This is a genomic window from Methanosarcina sp. UBA5 (assembly GCF_002505485.1).
In the GTDB taxonomy this organism is placed as follows: domain Archaea; phylum Halobacteriota; class Methanosarcinia; order Methanosarcinales; family Methanosarcinaceae; genus Methanosarcina.
In genome coordinates this window covers 1-4718 of sequence record NZ_DAVG01000010.1, presented here as the reverse complement: position 1 = coordinate 4718, position 4718 = coordinate 1, and the positions used below count along the sequence as shown (strand labels likewise).

Annotated in this window: 3 protein-coding genes; 2 read left to right on the top strand and 1 reads right to left on the bottom strand. The window is 35.9% G+C overall.

The features are described 5' to 3' along the window. Positions 1-243: 243 nt before the first annotated feature. A complete protein-coding gene (locus tag BP621_RS00790) occupies positions 244-651 on the bottom strand; it encodes a DUF1699 family protein (RefSeq protein ID WP_292387301.1) in 408 nt (135 codons plus the stop codon). Between the two features lie 311 nt (positions 652-962). Here BP621_RS00790 and BP621_RS00785 point away from each other — a divergent pair, with 311 nt between their 5' ends. Both BP621_RS00785 and BP621_RS00780 read left to right on the top strand, forming a co-directional pair. Next, positions 963-1772, top strand: coding sequence for a hypothetical protein (locus BP621_RS00785; RefSeq protein ID WP_292387298.1), 810 nt, complete (start codon positions 963-965; stop codon positions 1770-1772). Between the two features lie 709 nt (positions 1773-2481). Then, the coding region (locus BP621_RS00780) for a PAS domain S-box protein (protein WP_292387296.1) at positions 2482-4718 on the top strand (2237 nt) is incomplete at its 3' end.

Here is a 4718-nt window from a genome sequence, read left to right as displayed (position 1 = left end):
TTAACTTTAAAATTTGTATATAATTTTTCCGAAATTAAGATACACTTTGACCTTAAGGATAGTGCTTTATCTTAGAGCTGACCCCAAAATTAAAAATTGATTCTAGGAATGCTGTATTTCGAATAATCAACAGATCTTTCAGATCATAGAAAATAATACTGAAACTTTATTGACTCCTAAGAATAAAATTGGTTTTAGGATGAGCTCCAAAATTAAAAAATGAGACTTGAAGTCTATTTGGCTTCAGGCAGAAGCTTCCTCTTTAAGGATATAAGAAACCATTTCAGGATTGAGTTTGTTTTCCCTTGAGATTTTTTCTTCAATTCTCTCAGCAGGTGTGCCTTCAGATTTTAACTCCTTTATTTTTTCAATTACTAAGGTTGGAACGGTATAATACTCATTTATATCTTTTCTATGTCCCCAGACATCGCCTTCGATAAGCTGGATTCTCTGCATCTGAAGAAACATTTCTATAGATTTAGAAATTGTGCGCCTGTAAGATTTGGGTACCTGAATTACCTCAAGCTTCGGACAGGTCTCAACCAGTGCCAAGATATCTTTATTCGAAGGTCTGAAAGCTAGGTGAACAATTCGTTCATTAGGATTGAGAGTGAATATTTCCTCTCTGGAACTAACTACTCTAATTTTCATATCTTTACCCCACTATAAAATTTTTATTTTAATATAGAGCCTATCCCAAAACTCAAAGCTTGATTTTTGAATTCCGTACTTGGAACAGTCGATTGAATATATAATCATGGGGAGTGACTCTGAAAACTCCTGATGATTTAGAATAAAACGGGTTTTAGGACAGGTACAATGTTAATTATTTATACAACTTAAACTGTTTACTTAGTAAACATCTTAAATTAGATCCTACATTCGGCAGATCGACATTAAATTTTGATAATTTTCAATAGCAGGTTATATTGAAAAAAATAAGAATTTAGGAGTAAAGACGTATGACTTGGAGTAACTGGGAAAGTCTTGGAGGAGTATGTACCGATGGCGTAGCTGTTTGTTCTTGGGAACCAGACAGGTTAGACTGCTTCGTAACTGGAATTGATAGAGCTATGCACCATAAATGGTGGGATGGTCACCATTGGAATGATTGGGAAAGCCTGGGAGGTGTATGCTATTCTGCTCCTGCAGCAGTTTCATGGGGCAAGGATCGCATCGATACTTTTGTCATAGGTAAAGATAGATCTATGAACCATAAATGGTGGAATGGTCAAGGTTGGAGTAATTGGGAAAGTCTTGGAGGAATATGTACCGATGGCGTGGCTGTTTGTTCTTGGGAACCAAAAAGATTGGATTGCTTCGTAGTTGGAATTGATAGAGCTATGTATCATAAATGGGGGGATGGTCACAGTTGGAGTGATTGGGAAAAACTGGGAGGTGTGTGCTATTCTGCTCCCGTAGCAGTTTCATGGGGCAAGGATCGCATCGATACTTTTGTCATAGGTGAAGATAGCTCTATGTGTCATAAATGGTGGGATGGTCACCGTTGGAATGATTGGGAAAGTCTTGGAGGAGTATGTACCGATGGCGTGGCTGTTTGTTCTTGTGAACCAAATAGATTGGATTGCTTCGTAACTGGAATTGATAGAGCTATGTACCATAAATGGTGGGATGGTCACAGTTGGAGCAACTTTGAACCCCTGGGAGGTATATCCTATGCTGCTCCTGCAGCAGTTTCATGGGGCAAGAATCGCATCGATACTTTTGTCATAGGTCAAGATAGGTCTATGAACCATAAATGGTGGGCTTAATACAATAATTTATTGATGGAACTTTTCCATCTATTTTTATAATTTGAGTTTTGTCATTTTTCGGCAGGATACAAAAGCTCTGTAGATTCTGATTGATTCTGTATCCTTTTCCTTTACCAAAAAAACAAGATTTTCTGGAGCTCATCTCAAAACCAATTTTGTTTCTTATTTCAGTAAGAATTTCAAGGCAATTTCCATAATTTGAAACCCAAATGGTATTAGAATTTGAAATTCAGAGGCTCAGTTTTGAGTTTTGGGATCGGCTCATAAATATAGTCTACTCACTAGATATATTTATCTCAACTGACATTTTATAATACAAAGCAAAAAATCCAGAGCGAATTAAAGGCGCACTTGACCAATACGATGTCAAATGTGCAAAAGAATTTGCTCAAAGAATGAGTATATTAAAAATGTATGTAAAATAACTTTAGTTATAAAAACTATATTTTTAACATTTTTCAAAGCAATGAGTGAATTAGAGACATGTAGCCTTATCACTTTTTTAAAGTTATTTTCATCTTCTATCCAATCAATATCTCTGATTGTTCATGATTTTAAGCTCTCTGGAATATTTACTTCTGACGGGCAATGCGTTAACAATTCACAGATAATTGATAAGCGTATAAATATAGCGATGTTTTATATATATACCTAAATATATCCATTTGTGAGTGGTAGCAACGAATGTCGTCATCAGAAGGGAAATATGGAAGCTAAAGTGGATCAAAACCCAGCAACGAATTCAAATCCTGTCTTGAGTATAGATAAGAATGGTTGTATTGTTTACTCAAATGAGGCAGGTAATCTCTTATTAAATGAATGGGAAGTGAAAATCGGAGATAAATTGCCTTCAAGTATCATAGATCTTGTGCAAAAAGTAATTACCCAGAATAATCCAGAAAAAATGGAAGTTAGAGCAGGAAAAAGAGTTTACTTGATAGTGTTTCATCCCTTACCTGAACAAGGATGTGTAAATATTTCTGGATTTGATATAAGTGACCAGAAAAAAGCGGAAGAAGAAACAAAGGATAGTGAGGAACGCTTAATTGCACTTATGGATCATAGTCCCTCATTACTTTTTATGAAGGATGAATGTGGCAGGTATGTGTATCTAAACAATGCCTATGAAAAGCAATTTGTTCATTCGAAAGACTGGTATGGAAAGACGGATTTTGACTTCTGGCCGAAAGAAAGCGCAGAACTGTTCCGAAAAAATGATTCTCTTGTTTTGAAATCAGGAAAGATACATCAGTTCATGGAAGATTCTACTGATCTAAATGGGACAAGGTATTGTTGGTTAAACTACAAGTTTCCTTTTACTGATTCAAAAAATAAAAAATATATTGGTGGGATAGGAATTGATGCCACTGACCGAGTGCGTGCAGAGGAGGCTTTGCAGGAGAGCGAAGAGCGTTACAGGACGCTTTTCACAAACATGACTGAGGGTTTTGGTCTTGCAGAAGTCATCTATAATAGTGAAGGTAAACCAATTGACTATCGTTACCTTGAGGTAAATCCTGCTTTTGAGCTCTATTTTGGTGTAAAGAGGGAACAGTTATTAGGCAAAACAATGAGAGAAACATTCCCCAAATTAAGTCCTATAGCTATCGAAAAGTATAATGAAGTAGCACTATCAGATCAGCCAATTAATTTTGAAATTTTTAGTCATGTAGCAAATAAATATCTTGATATTCATGCTTTCATTCCTGAGAAAGGAAAGGTCGCCCTAATTCTTAGAGATATTTCAGAGCGTAAAGAAGCAGAAGCTAAACTGAAAGACACACTCGATAATTTAGATAAACTGGTTAAAGAAAGTACATTAGAGCTTCAGAAAGCTTATGATTCATTGAAAAAGAGTGAGAGGAATCTTGCTGAAGCTCAAGAAATAGCTCATATCGGAAGTTGGGAGCGAGACTTTGCAAATAACGAGCTTCATTGGTCTGATGAAACTTATCGTATTTTTGGACTTAAACCTCAAGAGTCAAAAGTAAATTATGATACGTTTTTAAACTATGTTCATCCAGAGGATAGAAGCCGTGTAGATAATGCTATTAAAGAAGCGTTAAAAGGAAAGCCTTTTGATATTGATTACAGGATTATCACAGCCAATGGAGAAGAACGTATAGCTCATGAGAAAGCCGAAGTTATTTTCGATGAGAAAAAAAATCCTATTCGACTTAGAGGGACAGTTCAAGACATAACAGAGCATAGAAAAGCTGAAGAAAATATTCGGAATTTAGCCAACGTTGTCGAATCATCAACTGAAGCTATTATAACTGAGTCTTTTGAAGGTATTATCACAAGCTGGAATAAGGGTGCAGAACAAGTTTATGGCTATTCAGCGGAAGAAATCATAGGAAAGTCCATATCCATCTTAGAGCCACCCACATTAACTGGAGAAACACACAGATTATGTGAAATAATTAAACGCGGGGAAAAGATCCAGCAATATGAAACCTTAAGACTGAGAAACGATGGGAAGCTAATAAATGTTTCACTTAGTATTTTTCCAGTTTTTGATAACAAAGGAAAGATAACCGCTGCCTCCATCATTGCCACAGATATAACCAGGAGAAAAGAAGCAGAAGAAAGGCTGAGAGAAAGTGAAGAAAAGTACAGAAACATCGTTGAAACTTCTAATGAAGGTATATACTTGGTGGACGATGAAGGTAAAATTACTTACGCCAATAAGATAATGGAAACTTCAGGATACACTCTTGAGGAGATTATCGGTAGACCTATATGGGACTTTATTAGTGAAGAAAGAATGCCTGTTGCCAATAGAAATTTTGAAAAAAGAAGGCAGGGTATTAATGATAGTTATGAATTGAAGTTAATGCGTAAGGATGGTTCATTTATATGGGGACTTGTAAGTGCTAAATCTCTTTTTAATAAGGAAGGCAAGTTTATAGGCTATCTGGGTATGTTAACTGACATTACCGA